Consider the following 18317-nt stretch of genomic DNA (forward strand, 5'->3'; position numbering starts at 1 on the left):
TCAATGGCATTCGAACAAACGATTAAACTAAAAAATTGTCGTTACGATTATACACTTAGCCCAACTGTAAAGAAATTTACGCTTAAAGATAATACGTTTTTTGAAACTAAAGTTGGTAACTATGAATTAACACGTCTTCTTGAAAAAGTTCCAAATAGTGGAGAGGGATTCCAACTTAAGATTATTATCAACAAAGACTTAACAGGTGCAAAAATCAATATCACAGATAAATTTGGTCTACGTTTAGTTGATATCTTCAAATCAGAAGAAACTCATATCCACCAAGAGAAATTCTACTTCTTGATGGATAGTCTTGTTGAGCGTGGCGTATTTACAAAAAGTGAAAGATAAAAGGTCGTTATGTTTCGATTAACTTACAAGGACTTCTATCAAGTAGAACGTGTGCAAGAATATGAAGATTATGAAGCACTCATGCTTTCTCTATCGGGTTGTGTAACCCTTCCTGATACTACTCTTATTACTTCATTAACTCACAATGGAGTTGAAATCTATCAAGGGCTTCTAGGTAATCTCTATCGCTTTTTAAGGACTTACCACGAAACTAAGATAAACTAAGATTTTTTCTTAGTTTTTTTTCGTTATTGTTGCAATTTTCACAAACTTTCTATAAAATAGTAGATAGAAAGGTTGTGATTTTGTGAAAGAAAAACAGTCTGCTATTCCTAAAGCAACAGCAAAGAGACTTTCTCTCTATTACCGTATTTTTAAAAGATTTAATGCCGAAAAAATTGAAAGAGCTAATTCCAAACAAATTGCAGAAGCGATTGGAATTGATTCTGCCACTGTTCGTCGTGACTTCTCTTACTTTGGCGAACTTGGACGTCGTGGATTTGGCTATGATGTCAAAAAGCTCATGAACTTTTTCGCTGATCTTTTAAATGATAATTCTATTACCAATGTTATGCTGGTAGGTATCGGAAATATGGGACATGCCCTCCTACACTACCGCTTTCATGAGCGTAACAAGATGAAAATCATCATGGCTTTTGACCTAGATGATCATCCTGAGGTTGGTACCCAAACTCCTGATGGTGTTCCAATCTATGGAATCTCTCAAATAAAGGACAAAATTAAGGATAGTGATGTTAAAACTGCTATTCTTACTGTTCCTAGTGTTAAATCTCAAGAAGTTGCAGAACTATTAGTCGACGCCGGTATCAAAGGTATTCTTAGTTTTTCTCCTGTTCACCTACATCTTCCTAAAGACGTAGTTGTTCAGTATGTCGATCTTACAAGCGAACTTCAAACCCTCCTCTATTTCATGCGTAAAGAGGATTAGAAAGTGTAAATATTTATGAATAAACCAGTTATTGGGATTACAGGAAATGAAACCCCGCATCCAGATGATGATCTTATGATGAGTTATGCTTCCAAAGGCTTTGTTGAAGGAGTTAAGGAAGCTGGAGGTATCCCCATTATCCTACCAATTGGTGATGAAGAAATGGCTAGCTACTACATTAGCCTGATTGATAAATTAATCCTAACAGGTGGTCAAAATGTTGATCCAAAATACTACGGTGAACCAAAGGTCATCGATAGTGATGACTACCACCTTCAAAGGGATATTTTTGAGTTAGCACTCATTAAAGAAGCAATCAAGCAAAATAAACCAATTTTTTCTGTCTGTCGTGGTACTCAGCTCTTTAACGTTGCCATGGGTGGGTCTCTTTACCAAGATATCGAAGACCATTGGCAAGATACTTCTGCTGAATATACTACTCAGCGGCTTGTTACCGAACCTGATACTATCCTTCGAGAAATCTATGGAGAAATCTCTCATATCAACTCTTTTCACCATCAGAGCATTAAAGATTTGGCACCTAATCTTATGGTTATAGCATATGATCCTAAGGATGGTGTTATCGAAGCTGTGACAACTACGGATGGTTTCCCTTATCTCGGTGTTCAATGGCATCCTGAATTTCTCTTTGAAAATCGTCCAAAAGATAAAACACTTTTTGACTATGTCGTCAATGAATTGTAAAACCTGTATATGATGCAGGTTTTTTTATATCATATCCGTCTTCTCCCGGTAACTAAAATAATCCGAATGTGAGACAATTAAATGATCCAATAAGACCAGCCCCATTATTTCGCAAGCTTCTTTAACAAGTTTTGTTACATGGTCATCATTAGGACTAGGGACTACTGCTCCTGATGGATGATTATGAACCAGAATCACAGATGTTGCCATGTGCTTTAAGGCATAGTGGAGAATTTCTCTCGGTTCAGCAATGCTTCTTGTGGCAGACCCTATAAAAATAGTCTGCTGGTGAATGATTTGATTTTGTGTATTCAGATAAAGCGCCACTAGGTGCTCTTGTTTTTTATCTCCAAGCTCAGCTTGCATCTTTTTAGCTAATTTACGACTGCTAAGAATGCTCTCCATTTCCACTGTTTCGCGTTTATGAATACGGTAGCCTAATTCGATAACAGCTTGTAATTCAATTGCCTTAACACGTCCAATACCTGATAAAGTCTGCAATTCCTGTAGGCTCATTCTTTTTAGGTCGGTTAAACATGTTAGCTGATTTAAGACCTTCTGTGCTATTTCAAAAACATTGGCCTGTTTCGTTCCTGTCCTTAGTAATATTGCCAGTAATTCTTGATTGCTGAGTGCTTCTACTCCTTCCCTGACTAGTCTTTCTCTTGGTAATAGCGAATCTTCTTGAAATGAAATACTATACATAAAAATCCTCCTCACTTTATTATTCGTGAGAAGGATCATTAATTCGATAAAAACTAGTTTTATTTAGATTTTTTCAAGTGCAAGACGCAAATCTTCAATCAAATCATCGACATTTTCAAGACCGATTGAGAGACGGATTTGATTTTTAGTTACTCCTGCTGCTTCTAGATTTGAGTCAGACAACTGAGCATGAGTTGTGGTTGCGGGATGAACTACCAACGACTTAGCGTCTGCTACATTGGCTAAGTTCGAAAAGATTTCCAAGCTGTCAATCACTTTACGAGCTTCTGCTTCTCCACCTTTAACATGGAAGGTAAAGATTGATCCAACACCTTTTGGTAAGTATTTTTCAGCCAAGGCATGGTATGGACTATCTGGAAGTTTTGGATAGTTGACCTTTTCAACTTTTGGATGGTTCACGAGGAAATCTACGATTTTTTCAGCATTTTGAACATGACGTTCAACACGAAGAGAAAGTGTTTCAAGACCTTGTAAAAGTAAGAATGAGTTAAATGGTGAAAGGGCAGCTCCCATATCGCGAAGCAATTGCACGCGAGCAGCAACGATAAAGGCTGCAGCGCCAACATCTCGAGTATAACTGATATTGTGGTAGCTTGGATCTTCTTCGACTAATTGAGGGAATTTCCCTGAAGTTGCCCAGTCAAACTTACCGCTATCAACGATGACACCACCAATAGTTGTACCGTGACCACCGATAAACTTAGTTGCTGAGTGAACTGCAATGTCTACACCATGAGAAAAGACATTGATAAGATAAGGTGTTGCAAAAGTATTGTCAGCAACCAAAGGAATCTGGTGTTTATGAGCAATATCAGCAATCTTTTCGATATCAGGAATGTTGATAACAGGATTACCCAAGGTTTCAATCAAAACAAGTTTAGTATTGTCTTTAATCGCTGCTTCTACTTCTTCTAGATTATCAATATCAACAAATGTTGTGGTGATTCCATAACGTGGAAGGGTTTCTTTCAAGAGGTTAAAGGTACCACCATAGATGGTTGACGCTGCAACGACGTGGTCTCCTGCGTGAGCTAGAGCTAAAATTGTGTAAGTAATAGCTGCCATACCTGACGCAGTTGCAAGTGCACCTACACCACCTTCAAGGGCTGCGATACGCTCTTCAAAGGCTGATGTTGTTGGGTTAGTGATACGAGTATAGATATTACCAGCTTTTTGAAGGGCAAAGAGTTCTGCACCCTCCTGTGTATCATCAAATACAAAAGATGTTGTTTGGTAAATAGGAACAGCACGAGATTTTGTAGTCGCATCTACCACTTGACCAGCATGCAATTGAAGAGTTTCAAATTTAAATTCACGAGTCATATTTAGACCTCCAAAGATTTCATTAGGTTCATTGTATCACCTAATGCGTTCAGTTACAAATACAACTTTGTTATATCTTGGCATAAGAAATAGCTATGGCTATTATTAGAATTGTAGAACTTTTTTCAGATAGTTTAAAAAGTTTGTATTCACTTCTCCTATACTTTATAATGTTTAAAAAGGAGAACACTATGTCAGAAATTACACATGAAATTGATGCAAACTTTACTGGCCGTTTAAATATCTTGCGTGCTGGTGTGCTGGGAGCAAATGATGGAATCATCTCTATCGCTGGAGTTGTTATCGGGGTTGCCAGTGCTACAACTAATATCTGGATTATCTTTCTTTCGGGATTAGCTGCAATCCTTGCTGGCGCCTTTTCTATGGCTGGAGGGGAGTATGTATCCGTATCTACTCAAAAAGACACGGAGGAGGCCGCTGTAGCCCGTGAACAACTACTTTTGGATAAAGATATGGATGCTGCTAAAAAATCACTCTACGCAGCCTATCTTCAAAATGGTGAGTGTGAAACATCAGCCCAACTATTAGTTAACAAAGCTTTTCTAAAAAATCCACTTAAAGCCTTGGTCGAGGAAAAGTATGGTATCGAGTATGAAGAATTTACTAATCCTTGGCATGCTGCAGCATCTAGCTTTATTGCCTTTGTCCTCGGAAGTCTTCCACCCATGCTTTCAATAACTATCTTCCCAAGCGACTATCGAATCCCTGCTACTGTTGTTATTGTAGCAATTTCCCTTTTAATTACTGGATATACGAGTGCAAAACTTGGAAAAGCTCCCACTAAAACAGCTATGATTCGGAACCTTTGTATCGGCCTTTTGACTATGAGTGTTACTTATCTATTTGGACAATTGTTTAGCATTTAAAACATAAAAATACCTCAAAAAAATCGAGGTATTTTTTATTATAGCTGGATAATCTTACGATAGCTTCTTGAAGTAATCATAAATATTAGGACATAAATTAAAGCAAAGATTCCACAAATAGAAAGTGTTACACTTAACATCATAGCTGTATCTACTACCCCAATGACCTTAAGAATCAAACTTAACATATGATAGGCAAATGCTAAGTGAAGAAAGGCGAAGATTACAGGAAGGAAGAAAACAGTCAAGACTTGCTTGTTAATGGTTTGCTTGATTTGTTTTTGGTCCAAGCCAACTTTTTGCAGGATGACAAAGCGTTCACGATCCTCATAACCTTCTGAGATTTGTTTATAGTAGATAACAAGTACTGTTCCAATCATAAAGATGATAGAGAGGAAAATACCAATAAAGAGAACTCCTCCAAAGAGAGCATTCATTTGGGCAATTGCGTCACTTGCAGTGCCTCCACCATATACCATACCGTCTTCATTTTTGAGATTATGACTAAAATTATTTGCAAACTCCTCAAAATCATCAGATAGCTTCAACTGTTCCTCTAGACTAGCTGTTACATCCATACCACCGTAGAGCTGAGTGTATACAGCAGAATCCTGGAACTGTTTTAAAAAGCTTTGAAGGTCAGCAACTACAAGATAGTTATAATCCGATACCAATAGTACATAGGGATTGGAAACATGATTAGCAATAAAATCCTGCTGGATTGCTTCCTTGATCGTATAGTTCTGATTGTTTAGACTAAATGCTCTCTGTCCTTTAAGTTGGTCATTTCGAGCCCAAAGCCCTACTTCATCTCCAGTGAGATTTAATTTCTGACCAGTCATCTTTTCGTAATCTTTTTGGTCGAAAACTAAGAAGACAGTCTTGGGCATAACACTATTTTGCCCTTTTTCAAAGATGGTTAATTTGGTTCCATCTTGACTAGAAAGGCCGAAGCTAGCATAGCTGAGTACATCTTTGTTACTAATCGTTAAGCTCTTTTCACTTGCATACTGAGTCAAAAGTTTGTCTAAATCCTCAACTTCTACATTTTGCCCCTTGACATCAAAATCGTGAGGATATAGGAGTTTTTTCATATTTTCAGAACCGTTGTAGATGCTGGTTGCTGCTGACATGGTGATTAAAACCATGGTTGAAAGGATAGCAATGGTTGCTAATCCGACAGCATTTTTTTTCATACGGAAGATGAGGTTAGAAACAGAGATGAGGTTGTTGGGTTGGTAGTAATATCTCTTGTTTTTCTTCAGCAACTGTAAGAAAACTGTAATACCAGCATTGAATAAGAGATAGGTCCCTACAATAACTAACATAACCGCAACAAAGAAAGTAGCGACAGCTTTGAAAGCATCTGTTACGCTTAGTGCTAAGTAGTACCCACCACCTAGTGCAATGAGCCCTACTAAAGTTTGAAGAACCAGGAAACGCCCCTTTTTCTCGCCTTTTGATTTCTCACGAGAGAGTTGGAGAGCATCCATTCTGATAATGCGGATAGCATTTAGGAAGACAATGACTAAAAAGATAAGACCAAATACTAGAAGAATTGAAAGCACTACGGACCATTGGAAAGTTGCAACTAACTCTACCTTCATCTTTGCAAGTTTAAGCAATAATGCAAAGATGAGATTATCAAAGAGGGCGCCTATCCCAATACCAGCAGTGACTGTTACTAAACCAAATATCAGGAGTTCCTTGAATGTCATACCAATCAAATGGCGTTTTTCTAAGCCTAACATGCCATATACACCCAGTTCTTTGGAACGATTTTTCATGACAAAACTGTTGGCATAAAGCACGATAATGGCTGATGCAAATGTTACTACGATAAGACCTAGTTGTAGGGTAAATTGAATAGCGGATGCACCACGCAAATCCACAATTTTAGGATTAAAGGCTAGGGAATAAAAGAGATAGCTAATTGTGACTGCCAAAATGACAGACAGAGCAAACGGGTAATAGAGTTTGCGGTTTTTGATTAAGTTGGATATGGCCAACTTATTGGTTAATCGAAACATACTAGTTCACCTCACTTGCCATAACAGTCAAGGTGTCAGAGATTTCTTGGAACATCTGACGATCAGTTTTTTCACCACGGTAGATTTGATTGTAAAGAATGCCATCCTTAATGAAAAGGACACGTTTTGCACGACTAGCTGCTGCTGTTGAGTGGGTTACCATGAGAATGGTTTGCCCTTGCTCATTGATCTGATCAAAGATATCAAGAAGGGCTGCAGAAGATTTAGAGTCTAGGGCTCCTGTTGGCTCGTCAGCAAGGAGAATTTCTGGTTCTGTGATGATAGCCCGTGCAACTGCTACCCTTTGTTTTTGCCCTCCAGAGATTTCATAAGGGTACTTCTCCTGCAATTGATTGATGCCAAGATTTTCGGCCGTCACGACCAATTTTTTCATCATTTCTGTAATAGGCTTTCTAGACAATACCAAAGGGAGTAAGATATTGTCTTTGACAGAAAGCGTATCTAACAAATTAAAGTCTTGGAAGACAAAGCCTAACTTTTCACGACGGAAGCTTGAGGCTTCAGAATTTTTAATGGTAGCTGTGTCTGTTCCGTTTAGGAAGACCTGACCACGAGTTGGCTTGTCTAGCATGGCGAGAATATTAAGTAGTGTTGACTTCCCAGAACCAGATTCACCCATGATTGCAACGTAGTCACCCTTTTCTACAGTAAAGTGAATATCCTTGAGGGCTTCTACTTGGTTGCCTTGGAAACGAGTTTTATAAATCTTTTGAACGTGTTTTACATCTAATAGTGTCATAATAATCTCCTTTTTAATATCCCATTAATTGAAACTGAGCCTGCATAATAGCGCAACCGAGCTGAACTCGCTCGATCTCTTTTGAACTTGGTTTACTTGTTTGTTTCTTTTGTAAAATATTTTTCATAGTTTTGCTCCTTTATCTTTATGATATAAGTGTACTCTAAAAAAGGAGACGGTTCCATAACATAACCTTACAAATGAAGCTTTAATCTTACATTTTTGTAAGATAGAGATATTTTTTGAAATCAACTACTATTAGTTTACCACAAATTTTCAAGCAAAAGAAAAACCCTTGATACTACAAGGGTTTGATACTTCAAATGAATGATAAGATGGTTACCAAAACCAACCTTCGTCATCATTGATAGGCTGGGCTTCCTTGATCTTGCGTGGGCCTGTTCCATACATTTCAGCTTCGATGTCTTCTTTTGTTGGTAGGATCGAAGCTAGGATAATGTAGATAATAATTCCGAGTCCAAAGTTTGCGATTGTAAAGATTGCAAAAAGGAAACGAACTAGGGTTACATCAAGATTCCACTTATCAGATAGACCTGCAAGTACACCTGATACCATACGATTTCTTCTCATTTTATAAAATTTTGTATTCATGGTTTGTACCTCTTTCGATATTCTTGAAATAAGTATAACATGAACTAAGGATCCCTGCATCAGTCCTTGGGCTGATTTTTAAGAATAAGCTTCCCATGACAAAGACCACATCGATAACGTTTGGTGTCGATTCGTCGTTTTCTTTGATAGGGTTGGCCACATGAGTAACATTTATAAACCAAAGCTGGTGTTTGAGAAGCAGTTGATAGAGGAGGAACAAAGCGGAGTCCATCCACTTCTTTTAACAGTTCCTTAAAAGCTAAATCCTTATGTTTATACCCTTTCCCCTCATAGTATAGATGATAATGACAGAGTTCGTGACGGACAATCTTCCGAAAAACCTCTAACCCAAGTTCTTGATAAACCTTGGGATTAAAATCCAAATGACCATCCTTAGGAAAAAATCGTCCACCTGTCGACCGCAGACGAGTATTCCATTGAGCCCGGTGTTTGAAAGATTTTCCGAAGTCATCTAAAGAGACTTGCCTAATGTAATCAGTTAGATTCATTAGAGTCATCTGGTGCAAGGAGCGACAGATTTACTTTTTCACGTTGGACATCGATTTTCTTCACCCAAACAGTTACCAAATCCCCGACGGATACGACTTGACTTGGATGCTTGATAAATTTCTTGCTCATGTGTGAAATATGAATCAACCCATCCTCATGGATACCAATGTCAACAAAGGCACCGAAGTCTACAACGTTACGAACGACACCTTCAAGTTTCTGTCCGACTTTTAAGTCTTTTATATCTAAGACATCCTGACGAAGGACTGGAGCATCAAAAGAATCACGGAAATCACGACCTGGTTTGAGAAGATCAGCAATAATATCTTTCAGAGTTTCCTGGCCAAGTTCTAGCTCTTGAGCCATATCTTTGATAGAAACAGATTTGAGCTTAGCTTGTGCTTCTTCGTTTAGGTCTTTAATATCTAAACGTTTGAAGAGTTCTTTGACTGCGGCATAGTTTTCTGGGTGAACGCCTGTATTATCAAGGATATTGCTGCTTTCAGGAATGCGAAGGAAACCTGCTGCCTGTTCAAAAGCTTTTGCTCCCAGTCGAGGTACTTTTTTGATTTGAGCACGAGAAGTGATTTTGCCTTCTTCTTCACGATACTTAACGATGTTTTCTGAAATCGTTTTGTTAAGCCCTGCAACATGGGAAAGTAGCGCTGGACTGGCTGTGTTGACATTGACACCGACTTGGTTAACGACTGTATCTACGACAAAGTCCAGACTTTCAGACAATTTCTTTTGACTAACATCATGCTGGTATTGACCAACACCGATAGATTTGGGATCAATTTTAACCAATTCTGCAAGTGGGTCTTGCAAGCGACGAGCGATTGAGATGGCTGAACGTTTTTCAACGGTTAGGTCAGGAAACTCTTGACGGGCAAGTTCGCTGGCAGAGTATACAGAAGCTCCACTTTCGCTAACAATGACATAGCTGACTTCTGGAAAATCTTTGAGAACTTCAGCAACAAAGGCTTCACTCTCACGGCTGGCAGTTCCATTTCCGATAGCGATGATTTCAACACCGTATTGGCCAATCAAATCTGCTAAATCACGTTTGGCTTCCTCAATCTGACGAGCTGAAGCTGGTTTGACTGGATAAATAACTTGTGTTGTCAACATCTTACCAGTCGCATCAACTACTGCAAGCTTAGCACCTGTACGAAAGGCTGGGTCAAAACCTAGAACCACGCGCCCTTTTAGAGGTGCTACAAGAAGGAGATTACGAAGGTTTTCTGAGAAGAGTTGGATAGCTCCTTCTTCTGCCTTTTCTGTCAATTCAGTACGAATACGGCGCTCGATAGCTGGCAATACTTTTTTCTTAACAGATTGTTGAATCACTTCGTCTATATAAGCATTCTTAACTTTGAAACGAGCAGCAAAGAAGGCTTGAATACGATCAACTGCATGCTCAAATCCAATCTTCAAAACACCTAGCTTCTCACCACGATTAAGGGCAAGCGTACGGTAACCCTGCATATTGGCAACTGTTTCTGAGAAATCGTAATAAATCTGAAAGACTTGCTTTTCATCCAAACTTTCGTCCTTGACTTGTGAAGTAATCTTAGAATGTCTAAGGACCTCTTGATAAGTCATTGAACGCAAGTTGACATCTTCAGATAGTGCTTCAACCAAGATATCAACTGCACCCGCTAAAGCATCTTGTGGAGTCTCAAAACCTTCACAGACAAATGTTTCTGCTTCTTTTTCTAGGTCAGATACATTTTGTAAGATTAAGCGAGCAAGAGGAAATAGTCCAGCCTCACGAGCAATCGTTGCCTTAGTGCGACGTTTTTCCTTATAGGGAAGGTAGAGTTCTTCGACATCTGCTAATTTTTCGGCAGCAAGAATTGCTTCTTCTAATTCCTTGGTTAACTTACCTTGCTCTTTGATTTTTGCTAAAACAGCTTCTTTACGATCGTTGAGAGCTGTTAGACTTTTATCAAGGTCGATAATTGCCTTAATAGCCACTTCATCCAAACTACCAGTCATATCCTTGCGGTAACGAGCGATAAAAGGAATCGTAGCCCCTTCGGCTGTCAAAGATAGGACTGTATCAATTTGTTTTAAGGTTACACCCAAATCTTGGGAAATTTTTTCATATTTTTTATCCATGAAACTATTATACCATAAGCAGGAAAGCTTGTTTTCATTAATTTGTTGCTTTATTTCAACTTTATAAAGATAAAAAGGAACTTGATTATAAAATATAACTATTTCCCAGAAATAATAGTATAATAGAGGTAACATAAAGAATCGAGGTATGCCTTATGGCTGTTAAATTTACAAAAACTGATGACTTAGATAAAATGTTCGAAGAGTTTGCCAAACTTCCTGATTTGAAACAAGTAACATTTCCTGATGACAAAGAAAAGAAAGAAAAAGCAGAAAAGAAAAAATAGATGGATCTCTTTCAAAACCTGCCTTCAAGTGTTTTACAAGCTGGTGCCATTTTTCTATCAATTATCATTGAAGCTTTACCCTTTGTCTTAATTGGTAGCATCATCTCTGGTGCTATTGAAGTATATGTGACTCCTGAAAAAGTATATAGATTTCTCCCTAAAAATCGTTTGGGGAGGATCTTTTTTGGTACATTTATAGGGTTTCTCTTTCCCTCTTGTGAGTGTGGAATTGTTCCAATCATCAACCGTTTCTTGGAGAAGAAGGTTCCAAGCTATACAGCTGTTCCCTTTCTAGTAACCGCTCCTATCATCAATCCCATCGTACTTTTTGCAACTTATTCAGCCTTTGGTAATTCCATTCAAATGGTTCTTCTAAGAGCTTTAGGGGCAATACTCATTGCTACTATATTGGGCATTTTCCTTGGATTTTTCTGGGAAGAATCGATTCAAAAAGAAAATAGAATCTCTTGCCATGAGCATGATTTTTCTCACTTAAGTAAAAGTCAAAAAATCCTTCAGGTCTTTATCCAAGCTATCGATGAATTCTTTGATATGGGACGTTATTTGGTTTTCGGTTGTCTGTTTGCTAGCATAGTCCAGGTTTATGTACCAACTAGAATCTTAACTTCTATCAGTACAGCACCACTCCTTGCTATCATACTCTTGATGGTCCTATCCTTCCTTCTTTCACTCTGTAGTGAAGCCGATGCCTTTATTGGTTCTTCGCTTCTCTCTAGTTTTGGCTTCGCTCCAGTTCTCGCCTTTCTGGTTATAGGCCCTATGCTGGATGTTAAGAATCTCCTCATGATGAAGAATTATCTCAAAACTCGCTTTATTTTGCAGTTTATGACAATTGTGACTTTTGTTGTTCTTGTCTATTCTTATATAGTTGGGGTGATGTTATGATACGATTTATCATTTTGTTTAGCTATTTTGTCTTAACCCTTTATCTGCACCTATCAGGTAAGCTCAATCAGTATCTAAACCTCCACTACTCTTATTTGGCTTATATAACCATGGTTCTATCTTTGTTACTAGCCATTGTTCAAGCCTATATTTGCTTCAAGCGTTTGAAAGAGCATAGCCACTTACATAGCTTTTCATCCAAGCTTGCTAGTTTTGTCCTCTTAAGTTTGCCTTTGTTAGTTGGATTTACATTTCCAACTGTCACTCTGGATTCACAAACAGTATCGGCAAAAGGCTATTATTTCCCTTTGTCTGAAGGAACTGACAAGGCAATCCAGGCAAGTGAAGGTACTAGCAGTCAGTATCTCAAACCTGATACCAGTCGCTTTTATTCACAAACAGCTCATGAAAATATTATTCGGAGGAGTGCTGATAAATACTTAGCTCAATCAAGTATAGTTATAGATGATGAAAATTACCTGGAGGTCATGGAGGCTATCTATGATTATCCAAATGAATTTGAAGGCAAAGAAATCGAGTTTATTGGCTTTGTTTACAACGATCCCAGTCACAGCGATAGTCAATTTGTCTTTCGCTTTGGTATCATGCACTGTATCGCTGATTCAGGAGTTTTTGGCCTCTTAACCACAGGAAATACCAATCATTATGAGAATAACACCTGGGTGAAAGTCAAAGGTAAGATTAGCAATCACTATCACAAGGAACTTAACCAAGTCCTCCCAACCCTTGAAGTCCAGTCTTTCATCAAGGTCGACAAACCTGAGAATCCTTATGTTTATAAAGAATTTTAAAAAAGTAGCCTAATTGGGCTACTTTTTCTTGTAAAATTAAATTACTTTTCATCTAAAAATCTCAAATACTGTTTTATAATTTACACAATAATACCGAGTATTTCTTTTTTATGTAGTATAGAAATCAATCGACAAATCACTATCAGACTCGTATTTTTTCCATGCTAGGCTAAAGCCATAATAGTCTTCAAATTCTGGATGCCAGTCATAATAAAGTGGGATACGGCTAAATTTTCTTGCAACTACTTCATCTTCAAATTCTGGGGACTCTCCTGCAGTAATTCCAAATTGAAGGCCATTCAGTTCCCAGGTATTTCCCCAAACATTTTCGTCTGATAGAACGTCAATCCAACGAGAGGCGTCAATATCAAAATCTGCACATAATTCAAGTTCTAACAATTTTCTGTAGTTTACCTTGGCAGGCTTTATATAAAAGGCTCCATCAACCTGATACTTTTTATCTTGTACTTGAATTTGTGTGATTTTCATCGGAATTGGAACTCTATTTAACTCCAACCAAAAATAGCCTAGAGGAGTTTTGATTGCATGGTAAATTTGTTTAGAGTCTATTTTTACTTTTTTCGAGCAAGCATTTAGAGTTCTTCCATGCTCAAGTATATTTTTACAAACTATTTTTGAAGTCTCAGGATCAAAAATAGAATACCTACGGATGACCCTTTTTAACTTTTCAACGGGATAAGTGATATCTCTTGGGTAAGCATGATATTTCTGGACTACCAGAGCTATTTTTTCAATATTTTCCTTTCCAGTTGGTACAATCACACCATGCCCAATATGAATAATTGGATCATCACAGATATAAGTATAGCCATTTCCACCTTCTTGAAACTCAACGACAACGAGATTTAACTCCTGATCAGGATCGAAAAGTGGTTCAACTTTTTCACTAGTCTGGCGCTCATAAAAAGTGAAACAACCTGGATTATCCTCTTCTCCAAAGACCATTAAACTACCACAATTTGGGCACTTCCACATATAAAAGGAAGCCTCTGAAATGTCTTCATAGGAGATTCTATCATGTTCGTCAGTATTGTTGAAAATATCCTCAAGAAACTCATCCGAATAAACTGAATAAGCATTTGGATCAGGCGCTTGGTGGTCGTTCATTGCTTGACCACATCTACATGTCCATTTTCCCATATCTAACCTCAGTCACGACTTAATTCTTCAAGGAAAAATTGATTGAGAGCTTCCCAGCCTTTCTTCTCCTCGGTAACACTTTGGATGTAATCATCTATCTCTTGTATATTTTTTGTTATGTAGTCCTGGATGGGCTTAATCGGCTCAATTTCCATACCTTCAGGTCCGTTTATCTTGATTTCAAGCAATCTAGACACATGCTCTTTCATTTCATCAGGAAGCCATTCTTTCACTAAATCATCAAACAAAATTGGTGGAACAGAATGATATTTTTCTATCCAACGACAGGCTAAAATGGGACGCAGAGCATAGAAGTACTTTTTAGGTTTGACCTTGTCTCCTGAAAGATACTTACTCATTTGAGTTCTAGCAGTATTCAAGTAATGGTGGAGCATCTTTTTCTCGGAAAAATACTGACTAACAAGCGGACGGATACGGTCAATAAAGCCTTCGTCTTGCTGGTAAACGATTGGCGACTGTAACCACTCAAAGAGGGTTGGATTTGACTTATAAAGCAACTTTAAAGCCTTGTCCAAATCCCAGCCACTCACATCCCATGTATCGTCAATTGGTAGTTCGATGACATCGCGATGATCGTTCAAACTAAGATAAAAATCTTGCTTATGCTTGTAAATGAAACGCACATCAAAGTCACTATCCGGAGACTCAAAGCCCCAAGCGCGACTGCCAGACTCAATTGCCCACAATACGGTAACATCATAAGTACGTTCAATTTCCGCTAGTTTTTCAGGTACCAGAATATTCATTTCTTCTTGTGTTTGCATGGTGCTTCTCTTTCTATATTCAAGCTACTTCTTCGGCACGATTATTGATTAAGTCAATTGTTTGGACAATATTCCTCAATATTGGTATTTGATGTTGAAATAGTACTTGTACGGAACCATACGATTTAAACGGCTCTTGTGTTAAAACTTTAGTCTCCAAGCAACCATTTTCTACAATGTAATCTACAATCAATTTCACGAAGGAAATCTGCTTGGCATTGAGACTCTCATCCGATAAAAATTTAGAAAAAACTTGATTGGCAGCCTCTCTATCTAAACCAATAATTTCACGAACCAATCTAGGAATTGCCTTATTTTCATAATGTTGTTGGTAATCTGACTTGCTACCTAATTTTTCCCATAGCAATGTTTCAAGTGCAAGTAAATCTTGAGAGGTCAATTTTTCATTATGGTATAACTTAGAAATTGCTTCATCATCTAGATGAGTTTTCAAATAATGTTCAACTTTTTCATTATAAGATCGCAGGTCATTGACTTGTAAATATGGCTTAGTATCATGGACAGTAGAAAGAATTCGATCTTCAAAATTGACATAATATACCTTTCGGTTCGTTTTATCTAAGAATTGCAATAAATCCCTTAGAGAAAGGCGTATTTTTTCAAGTTCAGACAAGCTTACTTCCTCCCAAAATTCAGGTTCTTGCACTTTTCTGATAATTTCTGCCTGTGCAAAGACCTGAGGGATATTGCCAACAGAAGCAAGAGCCTGAGCAGTTTTCATAACTTGAGATATATGGGTCCTTGATGGCTTAGAGGTTAGTTGCCCTACTTGAATTTCTAACATCCATAAATCAAAGCGTCTTGCCATTTCATTTTCTTTATCATCATCAAACATGAGAGGGGAGATATGACTATGAAGTTGCTCGCATGAAATCGTTGTAAGATTTTGCCAATTTTCTAATTTCTTATAGGTATAAACCGTATCTAAGACCATACGAACCCTAAAGTCTAACTCATTCAAGTCTTCTACTTGCCTATGAAGTTCTGAGACGAGTTGCTGACGATACTCTCTTGCAAATGGATCCTCTTGATAGTGAAGATCCTGCAGTTCGCGAATCAAGTCCACCTTGATATTAAACAAACGCTGTGTCAATGGAACAATATGTCTTCCACTACCTTCTCTCGGATCTGCTTTGAAATATTCAAAGTTGTCACCATAATCAAATACCAAGAAATTTTCTTTATCTTGATCAGGTCCAAACAAATCTTTACAGAGACGGGTTCCACGACCAATCATTTGCCAAAATTTTGTTTTTGAGCGTACTTTCTTGAAAAAGATTAAATTGACAACCTCTGGGACATCAATACCTGTATCAAGCATATCAACTGAAATTGCAATTTGAGGATATTTCTCCTTAATTTTAAAATCATCAATCAAGGTCTGATAATGTTTAACACTGTAATCGATCACCTGAGCATAGTCGCTCCCCTTTTCAGGATAACGTTTATTAAAAATCTCTCTAATATATTCTGCATGGTAATGATTCTTCGCAAAGATAATCGTTTTTCCAATCTCATCCCCTGAAGCTGTCTGAATTCCTCTCGTCATTAATTCATCTAGAACAATCTCAACTGTAGCTTTATTAAAAATAAAAGAATTAAAAGCCCCAGCATCAATGTCTTTTTCTAGACTATTATCTTCAAATTGACTATCAAAATATTCTTTATCTTCCTGGGATAGATCATCATAATGAAGGCCGTCTGTAGGTAATTCTAATTTGGTTTCAATTGAATGATAGGATACCAAGTAGCCATCCTCAACAGCCTTCTCAAGATCATAAGCATAGGTAGGAACACCATTTTCCAAGTTGAAAAATCCATAAGTGTTTTTATCAAGGTCCTGACGAGGTGTGGCCGTTAGGCCTACGATTCTAGCATCAAAATAATCAAAAATGGCCTTGTACTTTTGATAAATAGAACGGTGAGACTCGTCAATAATGATAAGATCAAAATGACCAACAGTGAAAGGGCGTTGAATGACTTCTTCCTGATCACTAATTGCTCCGATCATGGTTGGATAAGTAGAAAATACCATTCGACTTGATCTTGCCCCGGCTTTATCCTCTAAAAAGTTACAAACTGTAAGATCTGGAAGCAATTTCCTAAATGAATCATAGGCTTGCTTTACGAGAGATGTTCGGTCAGCTAGAAAGAGAACATTTTTGACCCAATTGTGACGTGATAGGATATCAACCAGAGAGACCGCCGTTCGAGTTTTCCCAGAACCAGTCGCCATGACCAAAAGAGCTTGTCTACGATTGTTGGAAAAAGCCTCACAAACACTTGCAATCGCATGTTTCTGGTAATAACGACCAGAAATATCGTCTCTGATTTTACTAGAAATATCCTCCAGTGGTTTTTGCAAATGTCGTCTGTCCATCAATAATTGCAATTCTTCTTGAGAGTAGAAACCTGCAATCTGGCGACGATTTACACCATCAAGAATGTAGTGCTTGAGGCCATTTGTTATAAAACAAATCGGTTGGTAACCTATTTTTTCTTCTAGCGCTTCAGCATATTCCTTGACTTGTACCTCACCAACTTCTGGATTCACTGCAGCCTTTTTAGCTTCAATAACTGCTAAAATCTTTCCATTTTTACCATAAAGAACGTAATCACAATAACCTGTTCCCGAGCCGTGTTTCAGTCCATTAACAGCGACTTCAACTCGACAATTTTCTTCAAATGTCCAACCTGCTAAACGTAAATCAATATCAATAAAGAGTTTTCTCGTCTCAGCCTCAGATAACTGATCGATGTGGAAAGGAACCTCTTGCCGTTGTGCAGCAGTTTCACGTTTTTCTGTATAATTCTCTTGAACTTCCAAAGACTGTACAGCCATTTGTTCATGAAAATCAGGCATAACAGGTAAACTGTCTTGCAGTTCCACCATGGCTTGTGGTGTTTCTCTTTTCTTGACATTCTCTGAAAGTGGCAATAATTTCTCGTCAAAAAAACGTTCCACAAAATCATTGCTATAGCAGTAATCAATAAAGTTTACGAACTGGTACAAATGATGTAAGGCTAAAATCGCTTCGCGTTCCTTAATCTCCCCACCATGAGCAGCATGATTGCCCCAACGTATCAAGAGAACCATCTGACTATGAAGCTCTGGATCTACAATTTCTCTAAAGTCATCATCCCACACCAATGAAGACAAGGTAGCACGATAGGGGGCTTCCAAATAGGAATCATGACTATAAATCCAATGAACAGCCTGCTCCAAGGCACGACGAGCCATGAATGCTGTCGCTACTGTGGATGTCCCAATCATATTTTCAGCTTCTATACAGGGGTTTGAAAAAGATTCATACTCCTTGTTATTTAAAAGAAAATCAAAATTTCCCATTTTTCTCTCACTTTGAATA

General features: G+C 38.0%; 18 protein-coding genes. 8 read left to right on the forward strand and 10 right to left on the reverse strand.

Going from position 1 to position 18317, the window contains the following annotated elements:
• Nucleotides 1-3 precede the first annotated feature (3 nt).
• The 4 genes from QM419_RS02830 (at nt 4) to QM419_RS02845 (ending at nt 2005) form a co-directional block, all read left to right on the forward strand.
• A complete protein-coding gene (locus QM419_RS02830; RefSeq protein ID WP_016465846.1) occupies nt 4-351 on the forward strand; it encodes a DUF1831 domain-containing protein in 348 nt (115 codons plus the stop codon).
• 9 nt (nt 352-360) lie between these two features.
• Nucleotides 361-576 (forward strand): DUF4649 family protein, encoded by a 216-nt coding sequence (locus tag QM419_RS02835; protein WP_414277813.1) that lies wholly within the window; start codon nt 361-363, stop codon nt 574-576.
• Between the two features lie 82 nt (nt 577-658).
• The gene (locus QM419_RS02840) at nt 659-1300 is read left to right on the forward strand and encodes a redox-sensing transcriptional repressor Rex (RefSeq protein ID WP_254730203.1); all 642 of its coding nucleotides are present in this window, start codon (nt 659-661) and stop codon (nt 1298-1300) included.
• Nucleotides 1301-1315: 15 nt separating this feature from the next.
• A complete protein-coding gene (locus tag QM419_RS02845) occupies nt 1316-2005 on the forward strand; it encodes a gamma-glutamyl-gamma-aminobutyrate hydrolase family protein (RefSeq protein ID WP_414277814.1) in 690 nt (229 codons plus the stop codon).
• Between the two features lie 24 nt (nt 2006-2029).
• Here QM419_RS02845 and radC read toward each other — a convergent pair whose 3' ends face one another.
• Nucleotides 2030-2710 carry a RadC family protein gene (gene radC / locus QM419_RS02850; protein WP_414277815.1) on the reverse strand — a complete coding sequence of 227 codons (681 nt, stop codon included), beginning with the start codon at nt 2708-2710 and terminating at the stop codon, nt 2030-2032.
• Nucleotides 2711-2773: 63 nt separating this feature from the next.
• The gene (locus tag QM419_RS02855) at nt 2774-4054 is read right to left on the reverse strand and encodes an O-acetylhomoserine aminocarboxypropyltransferase/cysteine synthase family protein (protein WP_414277816.1); all 1281 of its coding nucleotides are present in this window, start codon (nt 4052-4054) and stop codon (nt 2774-2776) included.
• Between the two features lie 191 nt (nt 4055-4245).
• Here QM419_RS02855 and QM419_RS02860 point away from each other — a divergent pair, with 191 nt between their 5' ends.
• A complete protein-coding gene (locus tag QM419_RS02860; RefSeq protein ID WP_414277817.1) occupies nt 4246-4941 on the forward strand; it encodes a VIT family protein in 696 nt (231 codons plus the stop codon).
• A 38-nt stretch (nt 4942-4979) separates the two neighbouring features.
• Here the strand turns inward: QM419_RS02860 and QM419_RS02865 are convergent, their stop codons facing one another.
• The 5 genes from QM419_RS02865 to QM419_RS02885 form a co-directional block, all read right to left on the reverse strand.
• Nucleotides 4980-6971 carry an ABC transporter permease gene (locus QM419_RS02865; RefSeq protein WP_414277818.1) on the reverse strand — a complete coding sequence of 664 codons (1992 nt, stop codon included), beginning with the start codon at nt 6969-6971 and terminating at the stop codon, nt 4980-4982.
• Nucleotide 6972: 1 nt separating this feature from the next.
• A complete protein-coding gene (locus QM419_RS02870) occupies nt 6973-7731 on the reverse strand; it encodes an ABC transporter ATP-binding protein (protein WP_006152604.1) in 759 nt (252 codons plus the stop codon).
• Between the two features lie 339 nt (nt 7732-8070).
• The gene (locus QM419_RS02875; RefSeq protein WP_045762960.1) at nt 8071-8343 is read right to left on the reverse strand and encodes a PspC domain-containing protein; all 273 of its coding nucleotides are present in this window, start codon (nt 8341-8343) and stop codon (nt 8071-8073) included.
• 59 nt (nt 8344-8402) lie between these two features.
• On the reverse strand, nt 8403-8852 hold the full coding sequence (locus tag QM419_RS02880) for a SprT family protein (protein WP_414277819.1): 450 nt from the start codon (nt 8850-8852) through the stop codon (nt 8403-8405).
• Nucleotides 8839-10977 carry a Tex family protein gene (locus QM419_RS02885; protein WP_414277820.1) on the reverse strand — a complete coding sequence of 713 codons (2139 nt, stop codon included), beginning with the start codon at nt 10975-10977 and terminating at the stop codon, nt 8839-8841. Before QM419_RS02885 ends, QM419_RS02880 begins: the two co-directional genes overlap by 14 nt.
• Nucleotides 10978-11132: 155 nt before the next feature.
• On the opposite strand from QM419_RS02885, the gene QM419_RS02890 reads away from it, so the two are divergent.
• From QM419_RS02890 to QM419_RS02900, 3 genes are read left to right on the forward strand one after another with little or no spacing between them, the layout of a single operon-like run.
• The gene (locus QM419_RS02890; RefSeq protein WP_148131582.1) at nt 11133-11264 is read left to right on the forward strand and encodes an SPJ_0845 family protein; all 132 of its coding nucleotides are present in this window, start codon (nt 11133-11135) and stop codon (nt 11262-11264) included.
• Nucleotides 11265-12170 carry a permease gene (locus tag QM419_RS02895; RefSeq protein WP_414277821.1) on the forward strand — a complete coding sequence of 302 codons (906 nt, stop codon included), beginning with the start codon at nt 11265-11267 and terminating at the stop codon, nt 12168-12170.
• A complete protein-coding gene (locus tag QM419_RS02900) occupies nt 12167-12982 on the forward strand; it encodes a TIGR03943 family putative permease subunit (RefSeq protein WP_414277822.1) in 816 nt (271 codons plus the stop codon). Before QM419_RS02895 ends, QM419_RS02900 begins: the two co-directional genes overlap by 4 nt.
• 108 nt (nt 12983-13090) lie before the next feature.
• Here QM419_RS02900 and QM419_RS02905 read toward each other — a convergent pair whose 3' ends face one another.
• From QM419_RS02905 to QM419_RS02915, 3 genes are read right to left on the reverse strand one after another with little or no spacing between them, the layout of a single operon-like run.
• A complete protein-coding gene (locus QM419_RS02905; protein WP_414277823.1) occupies nt 13091-14143 on the reverse strand; it encodes a hypothetical protein in 1053 nt (350 codons plus the stop codon).
• 8 nt (nt 14144-14151) lie between these two features.
• Nucleotides 14152-14928 carry a DNA polymerase beta superfamily protein gene (locus QM419_RS02910; RefSeq protein WP_414277824.1) on the reverse strand — a complete coding sequence of 259 codons (777 nt, stop codon included), beginning with the start codon at nt 14926-14928 and terminating at the stop codon, nt 14152-14154.
• A gap of 19 nt (nt 14929-14947) precedes the next feature.
• Nucleotides 14948-18298 (reverse strand): DEAD/DEAH box helicase family protein, encoded by a 3351-nt coding sequence (locus QM419_RS02915; protein WP_414277825.1) that lies wholly within the window; start codon nt 18296-18298, stop codon nt 14948-14950.
• Nucleotides 18299-18317 lie beyond the last annotated feature (19 nt).

This window comes from Streptococcus infantis (assembly GCF_047464715.1).
Classification (GTDB): Bacteria; Bacillota; Bacilli; order Lactobacillales; family Streptococcaceae; genus Streptococcus; species Streptococcus infantis_S.